This window comes from Noviherbaspirillum denitrificans (assembly GCF_002211445.1).
GTDB classification, from domain to species: Bacteria; Pseudomonadota; Gammaproteobacteria; order Burkholderiales; family Burkholderiaceae_D; genus Noviherbaspirillum; species Noviherbaspirillum denitrificans.
In genome coordinates, this window is the sequence record NZ_LSTO01000001.1 from 2,106,561 (window position 1) to 2,110,293 (window position 3,733).

Consider the following 3,733-nt stretch of genomic DNA (forward strand, 5'->3'; position numbering starts at 1 on the left):
GGGGGAATGAGGTTGACGATGACCCGCCCGGACGTCATGAAGGCGGCGCCACCGAGGCCCATGATCAGGCGACCGGCAAGAAACTGCGCGTACGACGTGCTGGTCGCGCAGACGAGGGAACCGATGATGAACAGGAGAAGTGAAAACTGGACAAAGCGCCGCCAGCCCAACCGCTCCACCAGCCAGCGCTGCTTGGAAATTGTCATGACCGCGACGCAGGCGTAACCGGCGGCCGCCAGGCTGTATTCCTCCGGTGCGGCGCCAATGTGGCCCATGATCGGGCCTGCGGCAAACGCAATCATCCCGGACTGCAGGAATTCAAGCGCGGTGAGCAGGAATACCGTCAAGAGCAGGCTGGCGGACGGCCTTGGAACCGACGGCTTCATGACGACGCCTTGCCCGCGGCGGCCTGCCTGGCGAGGTTGGTCGAGATGATGTTCCGGATGATCTCCTCGGCGCCGGTTTGCTCGTCCTCGAAAACCCTGGTTTCGTAAGCATGCCCTCCGTCACGCGGCGTGAGGGCCAGGGCCAGCCCTTGCCGGTCGCGCGTGTCCACGGAGACTTTCATGGACAGTCCGAGGCGAAGCGGATGGGCGGCCAGCTGGCCCGCGTCGAGTGAAACGCGCACCGGAACCCTCTGCACCACCTTGATCCAGTTGCCCGTCGCGTTCTGTGCCGGCAACAGGGAAAAGGCGCTGCCGGTGCCGGCGTCGAGTCCGGCGACTTTGCCCGTGTATTCGACGGCGCTGCCGTAGACGTCGGCGGTGAGCCGCACAGGTTGCCCGACGCGGATATCGCGCAACTGGGACTCCTTGAAATTCGCGGTTACCCAGATCTGGTCAAGCGGGACGATGGACATCAGCGTCGCACCCGGGCTCACACGCTGTCCCACCTGGACATTTCGCCGGGTGACCATGCCGCCTACCGGCGCCCGCAGTTCGGCCCGGCTGGCCGCGATATAGGCATCGCGAACCTGCATCGCGGCCATGATGACATCGGGGTGGTCCGCTACCGAAACGCGGTCGACCAGTGCCTGCGTACCCGCGAACTGCTGTTCCGCGGCGGCGAGGGCCGCCCTTGCCGCACGGGCGGCCTCTTCGGCGTGCCGGAAATCCTCGGCCGAGACGGCACCGCTTGTGACAAGCGGCCGGCGCCGTTCAAGGTCGGCCAGCGCACGCGAGAGGTCGGCGCGCCGCAATTCGATCGAGGCCTGCATCTGCGACGCGGATGAGAACTGTCCCCTCGCCTGCCGCACGGCCTTCGCCAATTGCGCCTCGGCGCGTTGCAGCGAAACGCGGGCGTCAACGGGATTGAGCGTCAGCAGCACTTTTCCCGCAGCGATGTAATCGGTGTTGTCGGCATGGACCGCCGTCACCGTGCCGGAGGTCTGCGGCGTCACGTGGACGACGTGGCCCTCGACGTAGGCGTCTTCGGTGGCTTCCTGATATCGGCCGGACATCATCCAGTACCCGCCTAATGCGAGGCCGGCGGCCAGCAGCACAGCGAATGAAACGCGCGTGGCGAGCGCATGCCGTTTTTCGGCGGATGCGGGACGGGACAAATTGGTTTGCTCGGAATGGCTCATGTCGGTTTTCCTGTGGAGTAAATGCGCTGGTCAGGCGTCCAGTGCGCCGCCGCCCAGCGCGCGAATCAGGTGCGCGTCCAGCTGCATCGCGCGCGCGTCGAGGTCGATCAGCAGCTTCTTCTGGCTGTGCACCTGGGACTCGGCTATCAGGACCTGCAGGTAAGTGCCGAGCCCTGCCCGGAAGCGCTGCATGGCAAGTACGTGGGCGCCTTCCGCGACGCGCACCGCCTCGGCTTGCTGTCCTCGCTGTTCCTCCAGCCACTGCATGGACGTGAGCTGGTTGACGACGTCCTGCAGGGCATCGACCAAAGTCTGGTTGTACTGTTCGACGGCGAGGTCGTATTCGGCATGGCGCGCGCCGAGATTGCCGCGCAGCCGCCCGCCGTCGAAGACCGGAAGGCTGACCGCAGGCCCCGCGCCGGCAATGCGGCTGCCGGCATGCAGGAACTCGCCTAGCCCGATGCTTTGCAAGCCTGCAAAGGCCACGAGGCTGACGTTCGGGTAAAACCGGGCGCGCGCTTCGGCGATGTTCCGCGATGCGGCCTCCACGCGCCAGCGCTGGGCGACGAGGTCTGGACGGCGGCCGATCAGTTCGGCCGGCACGGTGGAGGGCACGCCGGCGGCGCGCTCGAGCGCCAGCGCGGGACGTTCAAGCGCAAGCCCTCTGTCCGGCCCCTTGCCCAGCATCGCGGCCAGCTGGTTGCGAATAAGGGCAATGGCTTCCTGCCCGGCAGCAATTTGCTGGCGTGCCGACGGGATGGCGCTTTCCGCCTGCTTCAGGTCGATGTCAGAATCGATCCCGACTTCGACGCGTTGCCGCGTGAGGCGCAGCAGTTCTTCCCGCTGCTTCAACACCTGCATGGCGAGGTCCAGCTGCCGGTAAGCCTGCGCCAGGCGGAAGTAGGTTTGCACCACACCGGAAGCCAGCACGAGGCGCGCGGACTGGCTCTCCACCTCGTTTGCACGGAGCTGGCCCAGCGCCGCATCGACGGCCGCCTGGTTCCTTCCCCAGAAATCGAATTCATGGCTGAAATTCAATGTCGCTTCGTTGAAGACATTCCAGCTTCCGGCAAGCGGCCGGGGAACGGTGCCGTGCTCGCTGTACCGCTGCCGGATGTTTCTCGCGCTGGCGGCAATTTGCGGGCTTCTCGCTGCGTCAGCGATCCCCCCCTGGGCCGCCGCCTGGCGTACCCGCGCTTCCGCGATTGCCAGCGAGGGATGGTCCGCAAGCGCTTCGGTCACCAGCTGGTCGAGCTGAGGATCGCCGTAGCGCTGCCACCAGCGGGCCGACGGCCAGTTGGCAGGAGAAACAGCATGACGGTCCAGGGCTTCCGAAGCTGCCAGGCGGTTCGCGTCATGCAGCGTCGACTGCGCTGGAATCGTGCCGTCAAAGCTGGCACAGCCGGCCAGCGCGATGGCGGCGGCCGCAGGCATCGCCATCAGTGTCGCCCGGCGGGTGAAGTGGAGTGGTGTCATTGCTGCCTCTCAATTGCTGGATGAGATTGAATATATTCCAGCAACGATTCAGCGATAAGAGTGCAAACTCACCAAAGACTGGTGCGCATGTGCAACAATGAAGCATGGAAGACTTGAACGACCTGTATTTCTTCGCGTCGGTCGTGCGCCACAACGGCTTTTCCGCCGCCGCGCGCGCCATCGGCATCGAAAAGACCCGGCTCAGCCGCCGGGTCGCCGATCTCGAAAAGCGCCTCGGCGTCCGGCTGCTGCAGCGCTCGACCCGCCGTATCGCGCTCACGGCAGCGGGGGAACGTTTCTACCTGCAATGCCTGGCGGCAGTGGAAGGGGCGCAGGCGGCATACGAAAGCGTTGCGGAACTGCGCAAGGAACCGTCGGGATCGGTCCGGGTCAGCTGCCCGGTGGTGCTGGCCCAAAGCTACCTGGCGCCCATCCTGCCGGGCTACCTGGCCTCGCATCCCAAGGTCAACGTCGTCATTGACGCATCGGACCGCGACGTCAACCTGATCGACGAACGCTTCGACCTCGCCTTGCGGGCAATGCCGTACATCGAGGAAACGGCGGGACTGGTGGCACGAACCCTGGGCAACGGCCGGCGCATCCTGGTCGCGAGCCCGGCTTTCCCGGGCCTGCACGACAGACTGGATTCGCCCGCCGGACTCGCGTCAGCGG

General features: G+C 65.8%; 4 protein-coding genes. 1 reads left to right on the top strand and 3 read right to left on the bottom strand.

What is annotated here, in order from left to right; translation table 11 throughout:
- The 3 genes from AYR66_RS10330 to AYR66_RS10340 all read right to left on the bottom strand — a co-directional run.
- Nucleotides 1-386: MFS transporter (locus AYR66_RS10330; protein ID WP_141104208.1), on the bottom strand; the 386-nt coding region annotated here is incomplete at its 3' end.
- A complete protein-coding gene (locus AYR66_RS10335) occupies nt 383-1,585 on the bottom strand; it encodes an HlyD/EmrA/EmrK family protein (protein WP_088707426.1) in 1,203 nt (400 codons plus the stop codon). The genes AYR66_RS10330 and AYR66_RS10335, both read right to left, overlap by 4 nt.
- Before the next feature lie 30 nt (nt 1,586-1,615).
- Complete coding sequence (locus tag AYR66_RS10340) at nt 1,616-3,061, bottom strand: efflux transporter outer membrane subunit (RefSeq protein WP_234814872.1); 1,446 nt, start codon at nt 3,059-3,061, stop codon at nt 1,616-1,618.
- Between the two features lie 104 nt (nt 3,062-3,165).
- On the opposite strand from AYR66_RS10340, the gene AYR66_RS10345 reads away from it, so the two are divergent.
- A partial coding sequence (locus AYR66_RS10345; protein WP_170942293.1) for a LysR family transcriptional regulator occupies nt 3,166-3,733 on the top strand: 568 nt, incomplete at its 3' end.

Bases quoted from the DNA above. Each gene is read 5' to 3' on its own strand.
- AYR66_RS10335 (WP_088707426.1), bottom strand. From the start codon at position 1,585: ATGAGCCATTCCGAGCAAACCAATTTGTCCCGTCCCGCATCCGCCGAA.
- AYR66_RS10340 (WP_234814872.1), bottom strand. From the start codon at position 3,061: ATGACACCACTCCACTTCACCCGCCGGGCGACACTGATGGCGATGCCT.